24 protein-coding genes are annotated in these 24079 nt (G+C 63.0%); 13 read left to right on the plus strand and 11 right to left on the minus strand.

The window, feature by feature from the left end; all coding sequences use genetic code 11:
• Nucleotide 1: 1 nt before the first annotated feature.
• Nucleotides 2–1948, plus strand: coding sequence for a YhgE/Pip domain-containing protein (locus tag MAB_RS24105; RefSeq protein WP_005095789.1), 1947 nt, complete (start codon nucleotides 2–4; stop codon nucleotides 1946–1948).
• Here the strand turns inward: MAB_RS24105 and MAB_RS24110 are convergent.
• From MAB_RS24110 to MAB_RS24120, 3 genes are read right to left on the minus strand one after another with little or no spacing between them, the layout of a single operon-like run.
• The gene (locus MAB_RS24110; RefSeq protein ID WP_017206927.1) at nucleotides 1938–2348 is read right to left on the minus strand and encodes a WhiB family transcriptional regulator; all 411 of its coding nucleotides are present in this window, start codon (nucleotides 2346–2348) and stop codon (nucleotides 1938–1940) included. The genes MAB_RS24105 and MAB_RS24110 overlap by 11 nt on opposite strands.
• Before the next feature lie 38 nt (nucleotides 2349–2386).
• Complete coding sequence (locus tag MAB_RS24115; protein ID WP_005095792.1) at nucleotides 2387–3553, minus strand: hypothetical protein; 1167 nt, start codon at nucleotides 3551–3553, stop codon at nucleotides 2387–2389.
• Between the two features lie 2 nt (nucleotides 3554–3555).
• Nucleotides 3556–4491 (minus strand): metal-dependent hydrolase, encoded by a 936-nt coding sequence (locus MAB_RS24120; protein WP_005095795.1) that lies wholly within the window; start codon nucleotides 4489–4491, stop codon nucleotides 3556–3558.
• Between the two features lie 122 nt (nucleotides 4492–4613).
• Here MAB_RS24120 and MAB_RS24125 point away from each other — a divergent pair, with 122 nt between their 5' ends.
• The 3 genes from MAB_RS24125 to MAB_RS24135 all read left to right on the plus strand — a co-directional run bounded on the left by MAB_RS24125 (nucleotide 4614) and on the right by MAB_RS24135 (nucleotide 7377).
• Nucleotides 4614–5219, plus strand: a complete 606-nt coding sequence (locus MAB_RS24125) for a TetR/AcrR family transcriptional regulator (protein WP_005095797.1) — start codon at nucleotides 4614–4616, stop codon at nucleotides 5217–5219.
• A gap of 96 nt (nucleotides 5220–5315) precedes the next feature.
• Nucleotides 5316–6011 carry a cupin domain-containing protein gene (locus MAB_RS24130; protein ID WP_005098590.1) on the plus strand — a complete coding sequence of 232 codons (696 nt, stop codon included), beginning with the start codon at nucleotides 5316–5318 and terminating at the stop codon, nucleotides 6009–6011.
• 94 nt (nucleotides 6012–6105) lie between these two features.
• Nucleotides 6106–7377 (plus strand): PepSY-associated TM helix domain-containing protein, encoded by a 1272-nt coding sequence (locus tag MAB_RS24135; protein ID WP_005130478.1) that lies wholly within the window; start codon nucleotides 6106–6108, stop codon nucleotides 7375–7377.
• Here MAB_RS24135 and MAB_RS24140 read toward each other — a convergent pair.
• From MAB_RS24140 to MAB_RS24150, 3 genes are all read right to left on the minus strand, one after another.
• A complete protein-coding gene (locus MAB_RS24140; RefSeq protein ID WP_012296797.1) occupies nucleotides 7283–10114 on the minus strand; it encodes an MMPL/RND family transporter in 2832 nt (943 codons plus the stop codon). The genes MAB_RS24135 and MAB_RS24140 overlap by 95 nt on opposite strands.
• A complete protein-coding gene (locus MAB_RS24145) occupies nucleotides 10111–10509 on the minus strand; it encodes an MmpS family transport accessory protein (RefSeq protein ID WP_005095802.1) in 399 nt (132 codons plus the stop codon). Before MAB_RS24145 ends, MAB_RS24140 begins: the two co-directional genes overlap by 4 nt.
• 167 nt (nucleotides 10510–10676) lie before the next feature.
• On the minus strand, nucleotides 10677–11135 hold the full coding sequence (locus MAB_RS24150; RefSeq protein WP_005089225.1) for a hypothetical protein: 459 nt from the start codon (nucleotides 11133–11135) through the stop codon (nucleotides 10677–10679).
• Nucleotides 11136–11277: 142 nt separating this feature from the next.
• Here MAB_RS24150 and MAB_RS24155 point away from each other — a divergent pair, with 142 nt between their 5' ends.
• The 4 genes from MAB_RS24155 to MAB_RS24170 all read left to right on the plus strand — a co-directional run bounded on the left by MAB_RS24155 (nucleotide 11278) and on the right by MAB_RS24170 (nucleotide 14518).
• Nucleotides 11278–12279 (plus strand): adenylate/guanylate cyclase domain-containing protein, encoded by a 1002-nt coding sequence (locus MAB_RS24155; RefSeq protein ID WP_005082701.1) that lies wholly within the window; start codon nucleotides 11278–11280, stop codon nucleotides 12277–12279.
• Nucleotides 12280–12308: 29 nt separating this feature from the next.
• Nucleotides 12309–12875, plus strand: coding sequence for a TetR/AcrR family transcriptional regulator (locus MAB_RS24160; protein WP_005082703.1), 567 nt, complete (start codon nucleotides 12309–12311; stop codon nucleotides 12873–12875).
• A gap of 98 nt (nucleotides 12876–12973) precedes the next feature.
• Nucleotides 12974–13624, plus strand: a complete 651-nt coding sequence (locus MAB_RS24165; RefSeq protein WP_005082705.1) for a biliverdin-producing heme oxygenase — start codon at nucleotides 12974–12976, stop codon at nucleotides 13622–13624.
• A 441-nt stretch (nucleotides 13625–14065) separates the two neighbouring features.
• A complete protein-coding gene (locus MAB_RS24170) occupies nucleotides 14066–14518 on the plus strand; it encodes a hypothetical protein (RefSeq protein WP_005095807.1) in 453 nt (150 codons plus the stop codon).
• A 72-nt stretch (nucleotides 14519–14590) separates the two neighbouring features.
• On the opposite strand, the gene MAB_RS24175 is transcribed toward MAB_RS24170, so the two are convergent.
• The 4 genes from MAB_RS24175 to MAB_RS24190 all read right to left on the minus strand — a co-directional run bounded on the left by MAB_RS24175 (nucleotide 14591) and on the right by MAB_RS24190 (nucleotide 17370).
• Entirely contained in the window at nucleotides 14591–15388 is a 798-nt protein-coding gene (locus tag MAB_RS24175; RefSeq protein WP_005082708.1) for a L,D-transpeptidase, read from the minus strand.
• 200 nt (nucleotides 15389–15588) lie between these two features.
• The gene (locus MAB_RS24180) at nucleotides 15589–16113 is read right to left on the minus strand and encodes a TetR/AcrR family transcriptional regulator (RefSeq protein WP_005082710.1); all 525 of its coding nucleotides are present in this window, start codon (nucleotides 16111–16113) and stop codon (nucleotides 15589–15591) included.
• 29 nt (nucleotides 16114–16142) lie between these two features.
• Nucleotides 16143–17099: a glycoside hydrolase family 6 protein gene (locus MAB_RS24185; RefSeq protein WP_014850883.1), complete on the minus strand. Its 957-nt coding sequence runs from the start codon at nucleotides 17097–17099 to the stop codon at nucleotides 16143–16145.
• 61 nt (nucleotides 17100–17160) lie between these two features.
• Nucleotides 17161–17370, minus strand: a complete 210-nt coding sequence (locus MAB_RS24190) for a hypothetical protein (RefSeq protein ID WP_005126059.1) — start codon at nucleotides 17368–17370, stop codon at nucleotides 17161–17163.
• A 326-nt stretch (nucleotides 17371–17696) separates the two neighbouring features.
• On the opposite strand from MAB_RS24190, the gene MAB_RS24195 reads away from it, so the two are divergent.
• Complete coding sequence (locus tag MAB_RS24195) at nucleotides 17697–18725, plus strand: fused (3R)-hydroxyacyl-ACP dehydratase subunits HadA/HadB (RefSeq protein WP_005082714.1); 1029 nt, start codon at nucleotides 17697–17699, stop codon at nucleotides 18723–18725.
• 19 nt (nucleotides 18726–18744) lie between these two features.
• On the opposite strand, the gene MAB_RS24200 is transcribed toward MAB_RS24195, so the two are convergent.
• Nucleotides 18745–20403: an ABC-F family ATP-binding cassette domain-containing protein gene (locus MAB_RS24200; protein ID WP_005082715.1), complete on the minus strand. Its 1659-nt coding sequence runs from the start codon at nucleotides 20401–20403 to the stop codon at nucleotides 18745–18747.
• Between the two features lie 74 nt (nucleotides 20404–20477).
• On the opposite strand from MAB_RS24200, the gene MAB_RS24205 reads away from it, so the two are divergent.
• The 4 genes from MAB_RS24205 to MAB_RS24220 all read left to right on the plus strand — a co-directional run bounded on the left by MAB_RS24205 (nucleotide 20478) and on the right by MAB_RS24220 (nucleotide 24078).
• Nucleotides 20478–21275, plus strand: coding sequence for a DUF1906 domain-containing protein (locus MAB_RS24205; protein WP_005082717.1), 798 nt, complete (start codon nucleotides 20478–20480; stop codon nucleotides 21273–21275).
• A 279-nt stretch (nucleotides 21276–21554) separates the two neighbouring features.
• The gene (locus MAB_RS24210; RefSeq protein ID WP_005095821.1) at nucleotides 21555–23045 is read left to right on the plus strand and encodes a PPE family protein; all 1491 of its coding nucleotides are present in this window, start codon (nucleotides 21555–21557) and stop codon (nucleotides 23043–23045) included.
• Nucleotides 23046–23130: 85 nt separating this feature from the next.
• Nucleotides 23131–23286, plus strand: a complete 156-nt coding sequence (locus MAB_RS24215; RefSeq protein ID WP_005064660.1) for a hypothetical protein — start codon at nucleotides 23131–23133, stop codon at nucleotides 23284–23286.
• On the plus strand, nucleotides 23287–24078 hold the full coding sequence (locus MAB_RS24220; protein WP_005095823.1) for a DoxX family protein: 792 nt from the start codon (nucleotides 23287–23289) through the stop codon (nucleotides 24076–24078).
• The last annotated feature ends 1 nt before the right edge of the window (nucleotide 24079 follow it).

The following is a 24079-nucleotide window of genomic DNA, read 5'->3' on the forward strand; positions in this document are numbered from 1 at the left end:
CATGCTCGCTGGACTCGCATTCGGTTCGGAGATAAAGCGTTTCGGGCGCAGCCGCATGACACGCGCCGCGATCGTGGTTCTCATGCTGCTCCCGCTGGTATACGGCGCGCTCTATTTGTGGGCGTACTGGGACCCGTTCGGTCACGTGAACAAGATGCCTGTCGCGCTGGTCAACGCCGACAAGGGCGCCACCGTGTCGGGCCAACACGTCAACATCGGTGAGGAAATCTCCAAGAGCCTGACTGCCGACGGCAGCATGGACTGGCACGTCCTCAGTCTCGACGAGGCACGCAGCGGCGTCGATCACGGCAACTACTACTTCATGCTGGAACTGCCGCCCGACTTCAGCGAGGCCATCGCCTCACCGCTGACCGGAGAACCCAAACAAGCCAATCTGGTTGCCGTCTACAACGACGCCAACAACTACATCTCGTCGAGCATCGGCCGCACCGCCATCGATCAGGTGCTCAACGCCGTTTCGACCCGCATCTCCGGGCAGGCCGTCAATCAGGTGCTTTCCGTGGTGGTCTCGTCCGGTGCCGGCATTCAGCAGGCCGCCGACGGTGCCCGGCAGCTGGCCGATGGCGCGGCCAAGGTCGATGACGGCGCCGGGCAACTGGCCACCGGACTGCACACCGCACGGCCGGGATCTGCTCAACTCGCCACCGGGGCCAAGCAGCTCTCCGACGGCATCAACCAGGCCACCGATCCGCTGCTCACCGTCACCAAAGCCGTCGCGAACATTGGCGGAAGCACCGACAAACTGCAGCAGGGGGCCGAGGCCCTCCGGCAGGCCAACGATCAAATCGACGGCATCGCCAAGGCCCAGGACAGCGCCGCCAATGCGCTCACCGCTGTGATCGACCAGCTTGCCGGGCGCCAGGATCCGGCCGCGAACACGTTGCGTGGGATACAGGATCAGTTGCGAGAGCATCAGTTCACGCCCCAAGTCCGCCAGCAGCTGACCGATGCGGAGAACGCGTCCATCGCGATGACCGAGACCTTGCGCGGGCCCGGCAGCCCCTTGAAGTCCGCGCTCGATCAGGTCGGCGGCAAGGGACAGGAACTCACCAACAAACTCACCCAGCTGCGTAACGGTGCGCAGCAGCTCGCTACCGGGAACGCCCAGCTGTCCAGTGGCATAGCAAAAATGGATGATGGTGCACAGCAATTGAAATCGGGGACCGCGCAACTACGCTCCGGTTCTGCCGAACTGGCCACCAAGCTGACCGATGGTGCCAAACAGGTGCCCACCTGGAGCAATCAGCAAAAGAACGCCATCGCCGACACCATCGGCGGCCCGGTGCACCTGGAGACCGCGCACGAGAACGCCGCGCCCAACTTCGGCACCGGCATGGCACCCTTCTTCGTTACACTCGCCTTGTTTTTCGGGGCGCTGGTGCTGTGGATGATTCTGCGGCCCTTGCAGACTCGCGCCATTGCCGCCGAGGTACTCCCCCTCCGCGTGGCCTTGTCCAGTTATCTGCCCGCCGCCACGATCGGGATATTCCAGGCCATCATTCTGTACTGCGTAGTGCGCTTCGCCCTTGGCATGCATGCGGCGCACCCGGTCGCGATGCTCGGCTTCATGGTGCTGATCTCCTTCGCCTTCGTCGCCGCAACCCAAGCGATCAACGCTCTGGTAGGTCCGGCAGTCGGCCGCGTACTGCTCATGGCATTACTGATGCTGCAACTGGTCAGCGCCGGCGGTATGTACCCGGTGGAGACCACCTCGAGACCGTTCCAGATTCTTCACAAATACGACCCCATGACATATGGCGTCAATGGATTACGCCAGCTGATCCTGGGCGGTATCGATGGCCGGCTTTGGCAGGCCGTGATCACGCTGCTGTTCATTCTGCTGGGCGGGCTGCTCATCACCAGTCTGTCGGCGCGACGCAATCAGCTGTGGAATCTCACCCGGCTGCTACCGTCTATCAAGATGTAGCTTGCTCGGACACCACGGTCCGACGCCGAGACCTCGTCATGGCGAGGCGGCGCTCGCGGGTCGTCATCGCGCCCCAAACACCGTGTGGTTCATCAGTTCTTATCGCGTGGGCCGCGCAATGCGCGCGTACGGGGCACTCGTTGCAGATCTGCTTCGCCTGCACCTCGTACTGTTTACGCAGGGCGCCGCGTTGAGTTTCGGCGTAGTAGAAGATATCCGTCGAGACTCCGCGGCAGGCCGCTTTCATCTGCCACTCAAGCTCGTCCAACCCCGCTGCCGCGCCGCGAAACTTCGGTCGTGTCATAGCGTTGCTCCAGACCGCTTGCAAGCATTCGGGTGCGTCGATGCCATCCGCATCCACCGAGTCTGGAACCGCAGACCGCCCATACGCGATAGCCACTGTGGACAAATCGCGCCAAGAATTTGATCAGACTGGCTCTAGGATTCGGCGGCTCGGCTCGCTACCATGCGCTCCCGCTGACCGGTTCCACCTCTTCGGCCGGATCCGGCAACCGTCCAGGCAGCGATTGTGCTCGCAGCTGCAATGCCAAGGCAAATTGCGCCGTACCACAGGCTGCCAACCGGATCGCCCATAGCGGTAAGGCCATTAGTGGCCCCGAAATAGTCGGGCAGCGCCGACACCCACAAGACCGTCATTACCGCCAGATAGACCACCGCGTAACCCAGGATGGAGGGATGCGTGACATAGCCGTCCGTGCCCCCGCCACGAAGCGCAAGCCACTGTCTGACCAGGACCGGCACTGCCACCGCCACCAGGGTCAGCAGCTCCGCGGCATACACAACGCCGACCACGGCGGTGCTGTCCGTTATCAGACCCGCGATGGTCGCGGGCATAGGCAGCACTGCGGTGCCAATCGAGGCAAGCAATCCAATAACCACAGTGCGCCAGACGATTTGTCCGCCGGTGAAGGATCTTCCTTCATCCACGTGGCGGCCCACGAAAAGCTGTGCACAAAACGCCAAGGACATCGGCCACAGCGCAGCGAAGACAACGACACTGCCCATCGGCACCGAATCGAAGAACGGCTTGTTCAACGGATTGTCCAGAGTCCATTCCCACCAACGTAATTGCGGACCGAGATGGTCGAAAATCTCGTAAAAGGCGTGGTGCACCAGCCCCACACAGGCCGCCCCCACCAGCACGCCGTAACGGCGAAAGACTCCGAGAGTTCTGACAATCTCAAAGGCCACGGTGGCCATCATCGGGTAGATCGCAATGATGTACAGAGGTAGTCGGCCCCACAGAAAATCCACGGTGAATACGTTGTGCGCGAACATCGTGTCCACGTGCTCACTGATGCCGAACGGCCCTGGAAAATACAGGGGCGGCTCGATGATCAAGAGATAGGCGATCGCTCCGAACCACACCGCGATGTTCGTCGGATCGTTATGACGGCGCAGCCGAATGATCGCGTAGAACAGCGCCAATATGGCGCCGCCGATCACGGTCAGCTCCAGGACCGGCAGCGTCCAGTTCTCGAGCGAGGACGGGTTGCGCAACACGGCGATGCCGCCCGCGGTGTCGCACGAGAAGCCCAACCGCGCCGCCAGATCGGCGAAAGTCGGCGTACAAAGACCAGACATCGTCAGACTCCCACTCCCGTCGCCTTGCCGGCGGTGTACCACTGAGTGACCTCGTAGCCGGCCTCGTACCGGGCGAACCATTCGTCGGCCAGTGCCGGCAACTTCTCGTGCGCCGGGTTATGGCCTGGAATCTGACTGCGCACCGCACCCGACATCGCCACCATGACTTCGCGCGCCGGTAAGTGTCTGAACGCGTTTTCGATAGGACCGTCATTCGGCGCATCCACGAACGGGAGACGTTGGAGCAATGACTTTTTGCGTGCCTGCATGCCGAACATCGACAGGGCGTCGACCTTGCGATCTTCGAGGGGGACGTGCTTGTTGAAACCTTCACAGGCGATGCGCAGCACCGACCAGACGTGCCTGAAGATCGACGGCGCCATCCGCATGCGGTACCAGGGATCGTTGACTACCGCGTCATAGATGATCAGTGCCGAGCTGCGATGCTCGACCTCTTCGACAAAGTGCCAGAGAAACAACGAGGCCACCCGATCATCGCCGGGGGCGAAGAGCGTGTCGTCGTGATCGAGCATCAGCTTGAACACCGGCGTGAACGTTGCCTCCAAATCGGCGGTATACGCCAGCCGATACTTCAAGGGCTTGTTCGCGGTGAGGTCATCGAAGGAGGCGATCACCTCGTCCAGGGTCTCCTTGAGCCCCGGATAACTCTTGATCAGACCCTTCGCATGTTGGCGGTGGCCCATGGAGTGCTGGCCCTCCTGCCGCACAAACGCATCGGCCTCTTCGGCGATCACCGGATCGGCGATCAGCGGCATCGCTTCGGGAATCATCTGGCCGATCATCTTCTCGAATGCGATCGCCAGGAAGGAAACCGCATTGGCCATGCTCGAAAAGGCCGGATTGGACTCGTTCCATAGGAACGGGACGTGGTGATCGGCGAAGGCGAACCGCAATTTGCGCACGATCAGTTCCGTCATGAAGGCACCTCGCTTGAACATACAATAAGACAATTACTTGTTTCTCTGTATGATTACGGGAGGGATCCGCCGATGTCAATGGCGATATGCTGCATGGATGCCGACGCCCGGGGAGCCCAGCGATGGCGCGTAGGCGGGGATGGGATGGACAGCCACCCAGCAGTGACGAGGAAGCGGCCGAGCGGATCGTCGCCGCAGCGGTGAAACTGATCGGCGAGACAGGCTCGGCCGTGAGCCTTGCGGACGTGGCAGCCGAACTGGGCGTCATTCGGCAAACGGTCTACCGGTATTTCCCCACGGCCGACGCCCTCATGCATGCCGCTTCCCTCGCCTCGGTCGACGGCTTCCTGGACCGGCTCACCCACGTGGTGCGGGGCATCACCGATCCCGCGGAGGCGCTCACCGAGGGCGTGCTCTACACCTTGGAAGAAGTCACTCGCACACCACATTTGGGCATCATGATGTCCGAACCGTATGCCCATTCTCATACCAGCGACATGACATCGGACGAAGCTCAGGCATTCGGCCTCCGCATGCTCGACCGATTCGACGTCGACTGGGTCCAGTACGGATACGACGACGCGGCCAAGCGCGAACTCGTCGAGTTCGCGCTCCGAATCATGCTGTCGTTCTTTGTCTCACCCAACGAAGCAACCCGGTCTCGCGACGAGCTCCGCGGCTTCCTCAAGCGGTGGCTCGGCGGCGCCGTGCTGGCGCAAGGACGCTGACGGCGCATCGATCTCACCCAATTAATCACGATATCCGTTACCAATAAACGGTTCTATCGCCTTTCACAATCAGTCGGCCGGCTCTACCTTCGCGTTATGAAGTCAATCAATCGACGCACGGTGCTCGGCGGAGTCGGCGTCGCCGGGGTTGCGGCCGCTGCCGGCGCCGGCACCGACTGGGCGTTTTCGCCCCCTCGCTCCCATGACAATCCAGAGGACGTAACCGTGACCGATGACGCCGCTCGCTTCGGCGACCCTAGGCTCCCCGCCGAACTGAACACCGCCCAGCCGCATCTGTTTCACCTCGGTGCGCTCGCACCACAAACTTTCGACGGCGGTGACCTGAGACAGGCTCACGAAGGCAACTTTCCCATCCTCACCGGACAGCAGGCGAGCGTCGTCATGGTGACCTTGCAACCGGGCGGAATCCGGGAACCACATTGGCATCCGAGCGCCTGGGAGATCAACGTCATAACCAGCGGCGTGGCCACATGGACCCTGTTGGATCCCATGGGCCATAGCGAAACCTTCGATGCCCACGTCGGTGACGTCGTCTTCGCACCGCAGGGATCGTTGCACTATTTCGAGAACAAGGGCCCCGACGACCTCAAACTGCTCATCGTGTTCAACGCCAGTACCGCAGAAGGCAAGGACGACATCGGAATTGGTGCCTCGATCAGCAAGCTACCGCCCGATGTGCTGTCAGCCGTCTTCGGAGTGCCGACCGAAACCTTCGCGAAGTTCAAGAAGATCAACGAATCCGTCACCATTCTGCGCAGGCCACAGACGTAGCCGCCCATTGCGTGTTCGACCTCGCTAGCCTTACTCCCCGACAGCGTCGGTTCGGCTATGGGAGCAGAAGGTGTCCACACCCCGGCGTCGGCGCGTGTCGTTGAAGACCCGACGCGCTTTGGTTTTGAGCCATCGCTGGATTGGCCTCATCTGTGGGCTGCTGGTGGTGATCGTCAGCACGAGCGGCGCACTACTGGTCTACCAACCGGAGCTGGTCCGGGCGTTGCATCCAGAGATGTTCCACAGCACCCCTACCGACAACCCGGTCGGCTTCACGCGGGCAATCGCCGAAGCACGATCGCAATACCCCGGCATACAGCTCGCGAGCGCATCCCTCAAGGACGGCGTGTATCTACTGCGTGCATCGTCGGAAACACATGACACATTCTTCGTCGACGCCGGAACCGGCGTCCTGAACGGGCGACTGGATCTCGGCGCGGGCATCCTCGGCTTCCTGGTCAACATGCACGACTGTGGTTTCACCTGCGAGGGCTATAGCGGATACCTACCGTTCCTCGCGCAACCGTGCCCGCTGGGAAAACTCGGCGCCTTCTCTGGGCTCTCATGGGGATCGGCGCTACTCGCATGTGCGGCGGCCGTTCTGTTATTGCTCGTGTTGCCCGCTCCATTCATCTGGTGGAAGGCAATCCGAAAGCTACGCAACGCCTTACGCGTTCGCTGGGGCTCCGGGCGCTTCGCTCGCGATTTCGACCTGCACGCGATCATCGGCATCGTGGCCACGGTGCCGCTGCTCATTTGGGCAGCGACCGGATTACAGTTCGAAGCCCCGGGCCTCACCACTCTGTGGTACTCGCTGACCGGAGGACACCCCGCCGAACGGACATCTACCGCGAGCCGTGGCGTCGAGGATGTATCCGTCGGCCAAGCAATTTCCGCGGCCGCCAGCCACTTTCCCGGGGCTGAGGTGACTTGGGTCGGACTCCCAGACGAGGAGAACCCGTACTACCGGATCGACTTGCTGGACCCCGACAGTCCGGATCTGCGGGCACACAGCCTCAACTACCACGGTAATAGATCGGTCGGCGTAGACGCCCATGACGCCGCCCATGTACAAATCCTGCGCGCAAGACCAATGAGCGTATCCAACGCAATCGCCGACGAATGGGCTGGTCCCGCAGCTCATTTCGGACTCGCTGTCAACGGCTATTGGCGTGCGATCTGGTTCGTCCTCGGCCTGACTCCCCTGCTGCTGGCGCTTACCGGCATCAGTACCTGGCAGTGGCGCCGAAGAGCGCGGTCACGGGCAGCCGTCAAGATCGCACGGGTTCCCGCCGCGGCCGGGCCAACACCCGCGTCGGCCACCAGAACCACGTCCCCAGCAGCCGAACAAGCGCGGGCACGATAAACGAACGCACAATCAGCGTGTCCAACAATAGGCCAATGCATACGGTGGTTCCCACCTGACCGATGGTTCGCAGGTCGCTCGCCAACATTGCCAACATGGTGAACGCGAAGACCAGCCCCGCGGAAGTGACCACACCTCCGGTACTTCCAAGCGCCCGTATCAACCCGGTGTTCAGTCCGGCGTCGGTTTCCTCTTTGAGCCGGGCGATCAATAGCAGGTTGTAGTCCGAACCCACAGCCACCAGGATGATGAAGGTCAACGGCAGGATGAGCCAGTGCAGGGGCAGCCCGACGAGGTGCTGCCAGATGAGCACCGAAAGCCCGAAGGCCCCGGCGAACGAAAAGGCCACCGTACCGATAATCACGAAGGGCGCCACCAGGCTTCGTGTGATGACCATCATGATCAAGAAGATCAGAGTGAACGCGGCGATCGCCGCGATCAGGAGATCAGACGCCGCGTACTGCTTAATGTCCTTGTTGTTCGAACCGGCGCCACCGATGTATACCTGCGCACCGGCCAGCGAAGTCTCCTTCAGCGCCGTCGTAATGGCATCGGGAAAGTCGTTCACGTGCTCGATGCCCTCGGGCCCCATGGCGTTGCCCATGTGGGTGACGATGAAGCGAGCGGCCTTGCCGTCCGGCGACATCATCAGCGTCATACCGGTTTTGATGTCCTCGTTGTCGAAGGCTTCGTGCGGGATGTAGAAGAAGTCGTCACTGCGAGACGCGTCAAAGTCGTTACCCACGTTGATCATGTCGTCGAAGGTCTGGTCCGTCGCGGTGGCCTGCAGGTTCGTCTGACCGTAGGTGTTGACGATGAGGGCCTGTAGGGCCTCTTGATCATTGGCGGTGAGCTTCAATAGCGCCACCATCTGCGGGAGAAGCCTGTCCACCACTTCCAGCGAGCCCACCGCGTCCTTGATGTCGGCTGCGAGCTTGTCGATGCTGTCCAGCATGTCGAACAGCGACCTGAAGGACTGGCAGACGGGAATGTCGAAACAGTGCGGCTCCCAGTAGAAGTAGTTGCGCAGTGGTCGCATGAAATCGTCCAGGTTAGAGACCTTCTCGTTCATGTCCTGAGTGACCTGCTGCATGTCTTCCATCGTCACGACGGTGTTGTGCATCTCGTCCGCCAGCTGTTGCGTCAGGTCGGTGGTCTGTCGCAAGACCGCGACCGAGTGCGCCATGATCTGCGCTTGCCTATCGGTATTGGCGTTCTGCGCCTTGGTGAAAGGAAGCTGCTGACCGTTCCCGCTCCCCTGGGTGGTAAACAGGTACGGCAACGAGGCATGCTCGAGCGCGCGGCCCATGGGTCTGGTGATGCTCTGCACCATCGCCACACCCGGAAGCCGCACGAGGCTCTTCGACACACGGTCCAGGGAAATGAAATCGGCCGAGTTGCGCATGTCGTGGTCCGACTCGACCATGAGCATCTCGGTGAACAGCTTGCTTGGCGGAAAGTGGCGGTCGGCGGCCGCGAAACCCTGCTTGGCCGGAGCGTCCGGCGGTTGGTACGCACGATCGTCGTAGTTCACTTGGTATGTCGGCACAAACACCGCGCCAACGAGTACTGCTGCGGCACTTGCCACCAGGATCGGCTTGGGCCAGCGCACCACGCTTGCCCCGATGCGGCGGTACAGGCGGGCCTTGACCCTGCGCTTGGGGTCGAAGAGACCGAACAAGCTGCCCAAGTGCAGCAAGGCCGGCCCCAGGGTGAGGGCGGCCGCAATGGTCAAGAGCATCGCGATGGCGACCGCGGGGCCCATGGTGTGGAAGTAATTGAGCCGCGCGAAACTCAGACACAGCCCGGCTCCCGCGATCGTCAGGCCCGAGCCGATGATGACGTGGGATACGCCCCGGTACGCGGAGTAGAAGGCGTCCTCCCGGTCCAAGCCCGCATTGCGCGCCTCGTGGTACCGGCCCAACAGGAAGATTCCGTAATCGGTCCCCGCCCCGAGCGTCAGCGCGATCACGATGTTGACGGCGAATGAGGACAGCTCGATGTAGCCGAAGTGCCCGAGAGTGGCGACAACTCCCCGGGCGACCAGCATTTCGACCAAAACCCCGAACAGCGGCACCAGCATGGTGGTGACGGAGCGATACACCATCAACAACATGAAGATGATCAGGAAGATCGTCACGATGGTGATGTTGTTCAGGCTCGAGTTCGCGACGCTCAGGGTGTCGGAGGCAAGAGGCGCGGCACCACTGACATAGACCTTGAGTCCGCGCGGCGGTGTGTCCTTGTCGATCGTCTCCTTGATCGCTTCCACCGACTTGTTCGCCTGCGTTTGACCGATATCGCCGGCCAACCGCAGCAGCACGAACGCCGACTTGCCGTCCAGGCTCTGCGCACCGGCAGCCGTGATCGGCTTGCCCCACGTATCCATCACGTACTGAACGTGTTCGGTGTCGCTCTTGAGCCTGCGCACCAGATCGTCGTAGTACTGATGATCGGAGCCGTCGAGCGGCCGATCGGCTTCCAGCACCAGCATGGTCAGGCTGGTGGATGTGGACTCCTGGAACTTTTCACCGATATGCAGCATCGCCCGCTGGGACGGGGCATAGTGCGGGATCATCGGGCCCGCGAGCTCCTCGGCAACATCTTCCACATGTGGCACAAACGTATTCGTCGTCACCGCGACTATCGCCCAGAACACGACGATAGGCACCGCGAGAACACGCACCATCCGGGGAATGAGGGGCCGCTTCACGCTGTGCTTGCTCTGCTCACTCATGCCGATTTCACCCTGCACATCACGTTCGCGTCGGCATGATCATCTGACATTTGATCGCGGACAACATCATTCACACGAATCCGGCAGCCGACTTGGCCGCCACGCACCTGCACCGAAATGCTGCCCGACACCACAGTGAGCGTGGTGGTCTCGGTATGCGACCACGGCAGCGTCGTCACATTCTCTTGATGGGGATGCCCGTCGATGTCGACATAGCTCAGCATGCCGCCCTCCCCCGGCGCACCGAACACCTCATAGGTGAGCGTCTTGGGCGTGAATTCCGGCGGTGCCTGCGGCTGGTTGACTGTGATCACCGGCTCTGGCGCGGACATCTGGTGCACCTTCCACATCGACACCGACGCGACTCCGAGCGCGATTGCGGCGACCAATGGCATCCAGGCTCGGGCTAGGGCCGTTCTGCCAACCGAACGTGGACTCACCCAACCACCTTCCCCGACCTCACCACACCACAGATGTCAATTGAATTGACATTAGTACGGTCGAGAATGCTATCAGCCGAACCTGGGAATGCATGCTCCACCGCGACCTCACGAAATATCCATCAGACAGGCGGCACGGATGCTCGAGGCAGCCGCCCTTTCAGGCGCCTCATACGCAGCACCTGTGCGGTGATATTTATGGACGAGACCATCGGGATCACCCCGAGAAATGTTCGCTCCGACGGGGTTGCCCCATGGAGCTGTTCAAGACTGCCGAGAACATAGAAACAGCCCAGGCTGAAAATGGTCGCCGGAATCGAGAACGCCCACAACGACCCCCGATCGGCTATCGCCTGGCGAGCGAAACTCAGTTCGTCTGTCGACATCTGTTCGCGTTTTCGGACCTTACTCAGCACGAACGGGTATCCGCCGACGCTGTGCGCCAGCGGCGAGACTGCCCGCTTTCTGAGACGCGCGGTGTACACGGACATGCACGTGGCGAAGACCAGCAGAGCCACGAAGGCGAGCACCGCCAGGTTTCCGAACAGGTGCCAATTGTGCCCTAGGAAGTTCCAGTTCATTGCGCCGTCCCTTCACCCCGCTGCCGAGGAATTTCCTTGCAGATACTCGGGGTTTCCCGTGAGCAAGTCAAGGTCCCTGACACAGCGTCGGCTCACCGCGGTATCCCCGATCGGCGCGCCACCTGTGTGCTGTACTGGCGAGATGCCCGAGTCTGACGAGCTCAACGCGGTCGTCGACGCCGCCGTCGAACAGGTGCTGCTCGGGGGACCGCGTAGATACACCCGCTCACAGGTGTCCCAGCTGTCCGGGGTACCGGTCGAGCGCGCCCGCACGCTATGGGTGGCACTCGGCTTCGCGGCCGCGGACAGCGACGACGAGGTCGCGTTCACCGACGCCGACGTCTCCGCTATCCGCACCTTCGCGGCGCTGGGCAGCGCGACGGCGGCCAACCAACAGAGCCAGATCGCCGCGGCCCGCACCCTGGGGCAGGCCATGGCCCGCTTGGCCGAGTGGCAGGCAGACCTGCTGACTCGCGAGGTGGGCGGACGCCTCGCGGCCGAAGGTGACGATGCATCCGCCGAGTCCAGCGCGAACGCCGCCACGCAGACGATTGCGACCCTGACGGCGTTGCAGAACTACGCGTGGCAGCGACATCTAGCCGCCGCACTGCATCGCGCAAACGAAACGGGAAGCACCACAAGACAGTTGCTTGTCGGCTTCGCAGACATGGTCGGCTACACCCGGCTCTCGCGCCATCTGGATCCCGATGAACTGGCCAGTCTGCTGGAGACATTCGAGACCGCTCTCACCGAGGCGATCACCACCCACGGGGGCTGGGTGATCAAGAACGTCGGCGACGAGGTCATGTTCGCGGCGGCAAGCGCCGCCGCGGGCGCGCGCATCGCAGTCGCTATGAACACGGCGATCACTGAAGCCGCACAAACCATTCCGGACATGCCTCAGATACGCGTGGGACTTGCGTATGGCCAGGTACTGAGTCGCTTCGGCGACCTCTACGGCACAGTGGTCAATATTGCCGCGCGACTGACCGGCGTCGCGCGTCCCGGCACCATACTGCTCGACGACGGGGCGGCCGCCGCCCTAGGTGACGACGGCGAGTTCTCCCTCCGCCATCTGCGCGGAGTGCGCGTCAAAGGCTTCTCCCGCTTGGGCTCGCACGTGTTGCGCGCGCGGAAACGCTGAACAGATACGGAAGGGGTTAGAGTCGCGGCGTGCCCAGAATCAGCGCCTCTTCCGTCGAAGAGCATCGCGAGCAGGTGCACCGTCGGGTCTTCCAGGCTTTCGCCGATTTGATGTCGGAGCAGAGTTTCGACGCCATCACCATGGCTAAGCTGGCCACGGCAGCGGGAATTGGGCGCACGGCGATCTACCACCATTTCGCCGACAAGGAAGCCGTCATAGTCGAATTCGCCTCGCATGAGACAAGCCGATACCTCGAAGGTCTCCGCGCGGCACTGTCCGATATCAGCGACCCGGCACAACGATTGAGCGTCTACATCCGCCATCAGCTCGAGGCCGGTCAGCAGTTCCATATGGGGTTGGGCAATCAGCTCTACGGGACGCTGTCCCGGGACGCCGCAGTGGCCATCCGGGAGCATGTGGTCGCCGTCGAGGAAGTGCTACTCGAAATCCTGCGGGACGGGGTGGCCGCAGGGACCTTCGTCGTCGAGGATCGGGCTGCGACGATCTCTTTGATCCACGCCTGCCTGGCGCCGCGACACCTGCCCATCGAGGCTATTCAGCGCTTTGTACTGCGCGCATTGGGTGCAACACCGTAACCCCCACTCCACCTCGGCCACGTGCTAGGTTTCTGACAGCTTGTCAATATGATCCTGACAGGCTGTCACATAAACCTCGAGGTCAGGAAGTCCGCCACATGAACGTCAGCTCTTCCACGGTTCCCGAATCGTTGTCACTGGCGATGCGTGACGGATCGCGTGCCGAACACGATGCCGCCGAGCAGTCGCCGTTCATCTCCGAACTGCTTGCCGGCCGGGTCAACACCGACGGATACGTCGACTACCTCATGCGGTTACAGATGATCTACACCGCCATCGAAGACGCGGTGCGCACACACCGCGAGGATCCCCTGGTGGCGGCGGTCTATGACCCGGTTTTGGAGCGCCACCACGCGCTCGCCGCAGATCTGGAGCACTGGGCGCCCGGCACCCGGCGGCAGGTGAATTCGGCTGCGGCGCAGGCCTACCAAGATCGCATAGCCAAGGCCGACTGGACTGGAGCGCTCGTGGCGCACCACTATGTTCGATACCTGGGCGATCTCTCGGGCGGTCAGGCTATCGGGCGCATGCTCGACCGCGCATTCGGCCTCGGCGGGGCCGGACTCTCGTTCTACGACTTCCCCATGCGCCCGAAGCCGTACAAAGACGCGTACCGCGCGCGCCTGGATGAGCTAGGACTGAGCCCGCGAGAGAACGTTCGGATAGTGGACGAGGTCAAGATCGCGTTCGGCCTCAATCAGGCCGTCTTTGACGAATTGTCGGACAATCTGACCGCCTACCGGCGCTGAAAGCGGCCGGCCACATTCGGCGCGCAAATTTGAGTAATGGACGATGCACAATCTCGCCTAAATACTTGTGCGCGAGATTCCCATTTAAATGTATTTACGTAACCAAACTTTCTTGGTTATTTATAAAGGGATTTCTTGCGCCAAAAGCAGATTCTTACGGCACGAGAAGCTCGCCACGGACACGTTCTGATCACGGTCTTGCATCCCCGAAAGGAGCGCCCGCATGTAACCAGAACCGCCCTGTGAGCTGGTAGTTAACAATAAGAATCCGCTAAGCCCGCCGCCTGGCTGAAACCCCCAAAGTCACGGACGCAGCCCTTTTTCCGTATCAGCTTCATAAACTGCCGGATCTGGCCTGGACGCAATTTATAGAGAGCCCTAAAGTTCAACCAGAGAATTTCATCCGCGTGATTTACACGCACAAGCTAGGGAGTCGGGTCGGTGGCGATCAACTTTGATCGAGTGGTTGTTCAAATAATTGCCGGCGCTGGTTTTGGCGTGGCTGCCATGGTGTTGAGCCCCCATGCGACCGCCGCACTGGAGATCGGCGGGCAGTACTCCATAGAGGACGGTGCGGGCGGCTCCGGTAAGGGCGCACTGATTGGTGGCCCCGCCGCCGGAGCGGCACCGGTGGCCGGTGTGCCGATCCTGCCGGGCCCCGTCGCGGCACCCGCCGCGCCGGTAGTTCCGGCCGCACCTGTTGTGCCTGCGGCACCGATTGTCCCTGCCGCGCCGGTGGTTCCGGCAGCACCCGCGGTGGTTCCGGCCGCGGCGGCGCCTCTAGACGGTGCCGTGGCCGCGGGGCCGGTCGGCGGCAAGGGTGCACCCGTTGGTGCTACGGTTCCGGGCGGCCCGACGCCGGGCGTACCGACTCCTGCTGGCCCGCAAGGCTAATCACCAGTTCCATATCTTCGATGATGCCGAGGCTCCCGAAAGGAGCCTCGGCATCATCGCTATTCGGCGCGGTTACTCCTGCACGACCACTGGGTCGCCGATGTTGACATTGTTGAAGTACCACTCGGCGGCGGCCGGGGGCAGGCTGATACAGCCGTGGCTGACGTTCTCATAGCCCATCGCCGGAACGGCCCACGGGGCCGAATGTACAAAGAGGCCGCGGGTGGTGAAACGAACGGCGTTCTCGACATCGATCTTGTAACCGTCAGGGGCGGTGACCGGAATACCCACACTGCTCGAATCCATCAGTACGGAGCGTTCTTTTCCCAACACCGAGTAGGTACCCAGCGGCGTCGGGTACTCCGGCCGGCCCATCGAGGCGGGGAAGACGCCCTCCTCACCCAGCCGCGGAAGATGGTGCGGTGCAGGTAATCCCGCCGCTCCATCGGATGGCCTGCGCCACACACCTTCATAGGACACCGTGAAGGTGTGCCGCGAGACGCTCGCGATGCCGATCAGCGCCGGGCCCGTCGAAATCTCCGCGGGCTTGCCGCCAACCATCAGTTTGATAGTGCTGTGCGGCGGCCAGAACCTGTCCGGACTCCACTGCACGGCATTGTTATCCAGCCATTCGTACCTACCTGTCATGGGCGGTGTCGATGTGATGCCCAGCGCACGTTCGGCAGCTCCTCGGTCGGCTACGGGTTCGTTGAATGTCACCACCACCGGGTGTGCGATACCCACCCGCCTATCCGGCATTGGCGCAATGGATCTGACGCTCATATCAAGCGGCAGGCTCACGGCCGTGGTCTCAACTCCTACCACGTGCCCGGCCAGCGCCGCTTCGACAACAGACACCGCCACAACCATGTGAAGAACTGCCCTCATCGGCCCGACCCCTCTGGGATGACTACTTCGTCATTTGACGATGTGATCGTAAGGACGCGTCAGCACCCGAAGTAGCGGGCGCGCTTGCCATTTCGGTAACGCGTTGCCCACGTTTTGATAACGAAAATCGCAGCCCATCGAGCCCGCTAACTGGTCTCGCAGGCACCCCAAATTGTGGGGCTTCAGCTGGCGTTTTCCGGAGCTATGAGCGCTGTCAACAGCGGGGCTACCAGCGCGACGATGTCGTCGTCGCTGGCGCCCGCCAGATCCGGCAGGCGAAGCAGATAGCGCTGGCTCGCGACAACCATCAACACGGCGCTCAACAACGCCGCTCGCAGCCGCGCGTCCGGCTGATCGATAGTCGCTGCCACCGAGCTCACCGCGTGATCGGTTACCTGCTCGCGCAACAACTCCAAGGCATCGTCGCTGGTCATGCTGTTACGCAGTAGCACGGCCATCGGACCAGCCGGCTCGGCCGCCCAACCCGAGAGTAAGCCACGCAAATAGTTCTCCGCCGTTACCGCAAGGTCCGGCACGGTCAGCTCATCAACCGGGATTCGCCACTGGACGGCCTCCCGGAAAGGGTTGCTCGTACTCCCGAAGTACTGAGTGACCGATGACTTGTCCACATCGGCCACCGCCGCGATGCCACGAATCGTGGCCTTCACGTAGCCAACCTCGGCGAACACCTGCCGGCGCTTCGGCACTAAGGCGGCAACTCCTCGCGTCTTGTTGACTACCGGCCTGCGTTACGCGCCAGATCGATCGCGAACTGATTCACGAAGGTGCCTGCCCTCGGGTCTCCACGGTCGCACGAGCCGTCGGACTCACCGGGACGCTTAACCCACAGGTAGGCATCGGCATTCGGACTCGCGGTGGCGGTGGTGGGCGGGGTACCGAGCGCACGACCACTCGGGTTGCACCAATAGAGCGCATCGGAAGTGGGGCCGGCGCCATTGCGCGAGGTATCGATCACGTAATGCGCACCGTTCGTCATCCCCGAAATCGCATCGCCGTAACCGATCTCCTCGTCGGTGGTGAAGAAGTTCGCGGTGTTGAGGCTAAAGCCCCGCGCCTTGCTGACGCCTACCTCATTGAGCCGGGCGGCCATGACATCGGCGCTCACCCAACGTGAGTGGCCACCGTCGATGTAGAGGGCGGTGGCCGGATTCCGGGTCAGTGTGTCGACGGCATAACGCATCAGATCAAAGCGCTCTTGGCGCTGGGCCCCCGAGAGGCAATCAGCCATCGCGAGCGCGTCGGGCTCGAGAATGACCACCGCGGGCCCGGCCCCGATGGCGGCGGCCACACCGTCGATCCATCCTTTATATGCGTCGGCCGATCCGAAGCCCCCGGCGGCGAAGCTGCCGCAGTCGCGGTGCGGGATGGCGTAGAGAGCCAACACGGGTGTGGCACCGGAGGCCTGGGCCGCGCTGATGTACTTCGCATCCACGCTCGGGGATGAGACGTTGTCCATCCAATACGCCTGTGGTGTATTGGCGATGGACGTCAGCTCGGGGCTGCCCGCGCCTTGTGCGGCACGCATGGCCGCCGAGTTGGGATTGACGTAGAACCCTTGGCCATCCAGCGGGTTGTCCGCCTCTGCCACCGGGCCCAAGAAGATACCCAGGCTCAACACGGCCAAACAGGGAGCAATCCATCGCGCAACAGCACCAACAGCTGAGGAAATCACCTCAGAAAACTAGCGGCCACCGATCATGATCGCCAGTCGCCCCCGGGATTGTCGTCATCGACTACCTGAGCATGGTGTGCGCGGGATCGTCTACTTCCTGCTGGTCTTCACATGCACCCAGCTCGTTGATCAGCACACAGCTATCGCCGCCGGTCTGTTCACCGGGAGTATCCCGAATGCAGTCGCCGACCGCATTCTCCTCTTCGCACATCACGCGGATTTGCGGCATCACATCCGTCGCGGGAGTTAAAATCTGAGAACCGCTCACCATTGCTATCGCACAAGCGCCTGCAGCGATTCCTCTGAAAATGGCCACCATGGTGCACTCCCTTCCTTCCGTGGGCACAACCCCTGACAACGATTTCTCGACGGAGTGCTCGGGAGTCGGTGGTCAACGGTCTATCTTCGAGTTTACGACCGCCGGAACGTCGGGGAACGTGATCTTGGTAATCCGGGTGCTGGGCACCCGTCATATCTGAGAAACCGGGTGTTACCCCGGGAGCCGCTAGACAACGGCGTCCGTCGGCACCGTCGCGGCGCGCTAATGTGCTCTGGTCGCCATCAGCGAACATGCCGATAGAAAAGTTGGACACATTCATGACTGCACCAGTAGACGGGTCGGCGCTCGAAGCGCGAGTCGGCCACTACTACCAGATGGACAACCCTTACCTGGTTGGCCGGGAGAAGGTACGCGAGTACGCCCGTGCCGTGCAGGACTACCACCCCTCACACTGGGATGCCGCCGCCGCAGCGGACCTGGGCTACTCGGGTGTGGTGGCGCCACTGACGTTCACTTCGACCCCCGCCATGGCCTGTAACCGCCGCATGTTCGAGTCGGTGGTGGTCGGATACGACACTTATTTACAGACCGAAGAGGTCTTTGAACAGCACCGCCCGATCGTCGCCGGGGACGAACTGCATATCGACGTGGAGCTGACGTCGATCCGCCGAGTGGCGGGCCGCGACCTGATCACCGTGACCAACACCTTCACCGACATGGCCGGGGAGCGGGTACACACCCTGCACACCACCGTTGTCGGGATCACCGCCGATGAGATCAGTCCGGGGACAATGGCCGCCGTGCAGAAGGCGATGATGCACGACGTCGACTTCTCCGGAATCGGCGCACCCGGGGACTCCTACATCAAGACGGTCCGGCCCGCGGGCGAAGTGCGCGTGGCCCAGGACACCGCCCGAAATCCGGGGACGCCGTCGTTCGATGACGTGAAGGTGGGCGACGAGCTTCCGGTGCACCACACCCGCTTGTCCCGGGGCGATCTGGTCAACTACGCCGGCGTGGCAGGCGACGCCAACCCCATCCACTGGGACGAGGAGATCGCCAAGCTGGCAGGGCTGCCCGATGTGATCGCACACGGGATGCTCACCATGGGGCTCGGTGCCGGGTTCTTCTCCGCGTGGTCGGGCGATCCCGGTGCGGTGACTCGTTACGCGGTGCGTCTTTCCGCGCCGGCGATCGTCTCGGCTGCCGAGGGCGCGGATATCGAATTCGGCGGCAAGATCAAGTCACTCGACCCTCAGACTCGCACCGGCATCGTCGTTGTCACCGCGAAGGCCAGCGGTAAGAAGATCTTCGGACTCGCGACGATGAGCGTGCGCTTCAGCTGAGCGGACGGGGCATGTCGGCCTACCGCTCCGTGACACAGCCGTTGTCGACAGCCCAGGCTCGGTCCAACCGAACGTTCTGCAACATCCGGCGATCATGTGTCACCAGCAACAGCGCGCCGTCATAGGTTTCCAGCGCCTGCTCAAGCTGCTCGATCGCGGCCAGGTCCAAGTGGTTTGTCGGCTCATCGAGCACCAACACATTTGTGCCACATGCCTGTAGTAGCGCCAGGCCCGCCCGGGTGCGCTCACCGGGCGACAGCTCATCGACGGTGCGCTCCACATGGTCTGCGCGCAGCCCGAATTTCGCGAGCAGGGTTCGCGCGTCGGCGGTCGACCATGCCGGCACTCTCTGCTCGAAGCGATCCACCAGCCGATCGGTGCCGGTGAAATCGGCACGTGCCTGGTCGATCTCGCCGATGGCGACGTTCGCACCCAGACTCGCACGACCCTCGTCGGGCTGCTGGCGGCCCAAGAGCAGCCGCAACAACGTGGACTTCCCTGCCCCGTTGGGACCGGTGATACCGATTCGCTCGCCCGCGTCGACCTGAAGCGATACCGGGCCAAGGACGAACTCCCCTTGCCGCACAACGGCATTCTCGAGAGTGGCTACGACCGCACTCGATCTGGGCGCGGCACCGATCGTGAATTCGAGCACCCACTCCTTCCGGGGTTCGACGACCTCCTCAAGGCGGGCGATCCGGCTTTCCATCTGACGCACCTTCTGCGCCTGCTTCTCACTGGACTCGGAGGCCGCGCGGCGGCGGATCTTGTCGTTGTCCGGGGCCTTGCGGATCGCGTTGCGGACGCCCTGGCTTGACCACTCCCGTTGAATCCGGGCGCGCGCGACGAGGTCCGCCTTCTTCTCGGCAAACTCTTCGTACTGCTCGCGCCGGTGTCGTCGAGCGACCGCACGCTCTTCCAAATAGCTCTCGTATCCGCCCCCGAAGACGGTGGTCCGGTTCTGTGCCAGGTCCAATTCGAGAACGTGGGTGACGCTGCGGGCCAAAAACTCACGATCGTGACTCACCAGCACCACACCACCGCGCAGATCCCGGACAAAGTCCTCTAGCCGTGCCAGCCCGTCGAGGTCGAGATCGTTGGTCGGCTCATCGAGTAACACGACGTCGAACCGCGACAACACCAACGCCGCCAAACCGACACGTGCGGCTTGCCCACCCGACAGAGAAGTCATCAGGGTCGACGCCGGTCGCACCGTGTCCGGGCCGAGGCCCACGTCGTTCAGGACCGCGGGCACCCGGTCCTCGAGGTCGGCTGCGCCGCAGGCAAGCCAGCGATCAAACGCGACAGAGTATTCATCTGCCAGGTCTGCGCGGCCCTGCACCTGGTCTGCCAATGCCGCCGCAGCCGATTCCATCGCCTCCGTTGCCGCGATGCATCCCGTGCGGCGCGCGATGTAGGCGGCCACCGTTTCTCCCGGTATGCGTTCATGCTCCTGTGGCAGCCACCCGATGAACGCGTCGCCGGGCGCGACGCCGACCGTTCCGGAGAGCGGTTGGAGGTCCCCTGCCAGGATTCGCAGCAGGGTGCTTTTTCCGGCGCCATTGGCACCCACGACTCCGACCACATCACCCGGCGCCACGGTCACATCGAGGCCCTCGAAGAGGGTGCGGTGCGCGAAACCCCCGGCCAGGTTCTTCGCGACAAGTGTTGCCGTCATCGGCTCATCGTTCCATCACCATCTGGCGGTAGAACCCGCGCACACCGGCGCTCCCGGGTTGTTAACATCACGCCGTGCACCACTCGTCGGCACCCGGCCGGCACAGCGGATCATCTCTCGTATCGCGGCGCGACGCCCTCCGATACGTCTTGACCGCACCGCTGCTCGCGGGCCTGCCGGTTTTCGCCGCGCCGCAAGCAGCTGCGGATGGCCTGCGCCTGATCGACTTCACCGAGCGCCTGGTCACGCCCGAGCAGATCAAAGCGGCTGGCTACGCGGGCGCACTCGTCTACGTATCCGAGTTGCGGCCGGGTGCGGACTTCGATTTCAAACCCGTCACCCGTGACTATGCCGACGGGCTGCGTGCGGCTGGTTTGCACATCGTCAGCTGCTATCAGTACGGCAAGCCGGGCTGGCCGACCCCGTCGGACTTCACCCGTGGCTATGACGGCGGAGTCGCCGACGCACAGACCGCACTGCGGTTACACGGTGCCGCCGGAGGGCCGGCTACCGCACCAATCTTCTTCAGTGTAGACGAGGACATCGATGAAAGGATCTGGAAAACCCAGGCGGCCCAATGGTTCCGGGGGATCAACTCGGTGCTGGGCATTCGCCGTACCGGCATCTATGGTCACGCTCGCGCCTGTGGCTGGGCCATCGGCGACGATGTGATCGGGCATTCAACGACAGCCGGGTACCGGTGGGCCTGGCAGACACGCGCATGGTCGGGTGGAGTGCGTGAGCCCGCCGCGGTGCTGTACCAAACCGCGGTCAACACCGCATCCAATCCCGGCCCTCTCATCGGCGACGTACATGTTGACGTCGACGATGTTCTAGCAACAGATTTCGGGCAGTGGTCGCTATCCCGGTGAAACCGGAAGATCGCAGCTCCTAGTCGCCAACACGGCTACGGCCCGATGTTTCAGATATCAAGCACCGCAACCACGCTACCCGTCCACGCACAGGGACCCCACCATTTGAAGGAAGGTTACGCTAACCTACATTGACTGGCCCGATCTCGTAGGCGCGGTCAGCGAGCACTGGAGAGGAGACGCCAGGAAGCCCGCCCGTGGCCCTGGAAACCGGTCAATGACGACTAGCGAAATTGGTTCCCCCACAATCGGTTCAATGGGCGATACGGGCAACCCATCATGACAGCTCCGGTATGGATGGCAGCTCCCCCGGAGGTACATTCGGCCTTGCTCAGCAGCGGTCCCGGTCCCGGCTCACTATTCGCGGCGGCCGACGCCTGGCGCTCGTTGAGCACGGAATACTCCTCGGCCGCAAACGAACTCACTACTACGCTCGGTTCAGTGCGAGCCGGCGTGTGGGATGGCGCCAGCGCTGAGCAATATCAGACAGCGCATGTGCCCTACCTGAGCTGGTTGCACGAGACCAGCGCGGTCAGTGCCGGCGTCGCCGCCCAAACCGAGACCGCGGCAACGGCATACAGTGAAGCGCTCGCAACCATGCCCACCCTTGGTGAGCTCGCCGCGAACCACGCGACACACGGCGCCTTGGTTGCCACCAATTTCTTTGGTATCAACACCATTCCGATTGCGGTGAACGAGGCCGACTACATCCGGATGTGGATACAGGCCGCTACCGTCATGAGCACCTATCAGGCCGTCTCGGAATCCTCGGTCTCGGCGGCGCCGCCAACCTCCCCTGCGCCGCCCGTGCTGTCACCGGACAGTGGCGCTGCCGCACGGACCGCGGCCCAGGACGCAACAAAGCCGCCACCCATCGTGCCCGATCCGAACGATCCCATTGAAATGTTGCTGAAGAACTCCCAGCACTTCCTCGGCATGTACCGCGCGCTCAAGGGACTGATCACCGATCCTGTGGGCACCATCGTCCGGATCATCATCGATTTCTCCACCAACCCGGCGGCCGCCATCGTGACATGGACGCCCCTCTTCTACGTGTTCGCCTACGCTGCAACGTTTGCCGTGATGGGCACGCCGATCTACGCGGCAATCATGGGTCCAGCGGCGGGGATCTCGATCCCCCTCGCCATCACGCTGGCGAGCCTGTCGCAGATGCCCGAGGCTCCGCCGGTCGACGCACCTGCCGAAACAGTCCCGGCGCGCATCGATCAGCCGCACGCGGTGGCGATGGGCGGCGCACCGGCTCCCACGGCGAGCACTGCGGCACCCACACCGACAACTACTTCCCCGGCCACGCCGGGCTCTGCGCCGGCGCCCACGCCACCGCCCGCCGGTGCCGAAGGCTTGGGATACGCCGTCCGTGGTGACGGTCCCGGATTCGGCTTCGGGCCGACCATCGGCGCGAGCACCGGAGCCACGGCTCACGCACCCAGCAGTGCAGTGTCTGCCGCAGCCGCATTGGCCTGCAATCCGGCAACGGGCAAGAGCCGCAGGCGGCGACGGCGCACCATCGACGATCGCGGATACCGCCACGAGTACGCCACCATGGATGACCACACCCCCACCGGGCCCCAAGATCCAGTCACTGCTGTGGCCTCCGGTACGGGCGCGGGGCGGCTGGGCTTCGCCGGAGTTCACACCGCGACAACCGCGGTCGAAGCCACCGGGCTTTCCACCCTGGACGGGGATGCCGAGAACCGGACCATCCCGATGCTGCCGGGAACCTGGGACGTTACCGATGATGATCGCTGATGTTTTGAACCAACTCAAATGGGTATCTCACCGAGGCGCGAGCCAAGGTGGCCGCTGACGAGTCCTGAATAAGGAGCGCAGCATCATGATCATTCTCGGTGTTCTGCTGGCTGTCCTCGGATACGTTCTTGCTGTCCCCATCTTGGAGACGGTGGGGCTGGTCCTTATCGTGGCCGGCGCCATCTTATGGATACTCGGGGCGGTGGGCAGGCCAGTCGCGGGCCGTAAGGTGTGGTTCTGAATGTTGGTGCGGCACATAGCCCGACCGATGCTCGGGTCCATCTTCATCGTCGCGGGCGCTGACGGCCTCACCCGCCCGTCCGCATCCGTGGCCGCAACCGAACCGCTGGTCAGCAGTCTGCTGGAACACACCCCGGAATCCGCCCGCCGCTATCTGCCCAGTGATCCGCAGACCTACGTACGAATCCACGGCGCCACGCAGCTGGCCGCCGGTCTGGCGCTGGCAAGCGGAAAGCTACCGCGGATCTCGGCATGGGTGCTCGCCGGCACTCTGGTACCTGCGACGCTGACCGACCAGGCGTACTGGCGTCAAACCGATCCGGCCCTCAAGTTGCAGCAGAAAACGCATTTCTGGAAGAACATCTCCATCTTGGGCGGTTTGATCATCGCCGGCATCGACACCGAGGGACGCCCGGGCCTATCGTGGCGTGCCCGCCGGGCGGCCCGTGACGCCGTGGCCGCGGTGACCTCTGCACTCCCCGGAGTGGAGCAGACCTCACAATCCCTCGGGGCGAAGACCCTGGAGCTGGGAGAGGCCACGCGCGAACGGATTCCGGATCTCGTCGAACACGCGCGTGAACGCGGCGCCGAGATCGCCGAAACCGCTCAACGACGGGGCAGCCAATTCGCGGAGACCGCCTCGCGCCGAGGAAGCGAACTCGCGGAACGGCTCTCCGAGCGCGGCAGCGAGCTGGCCAGCGCGGCCGAAAAGGGCAGGCACCAGGTCGAGGCGCTTGCCGCCGACCCGCCACCTCGCGTTCGCAGGTTCGTGCACGCGTTCATTCGCCGCTAGA

Origin of the sequence: Mycobacteroides abscessus ATCC 19977 (genome assembly GCF_000069185.1) — a bacterium.
GTDB classification, from domain to species: Bacteria; Actinomycetota; Actinomycetes; order Mycobacteriales; family Mycobacteriaceae; genus Mycobacterium; species Mycobacterium abscessus.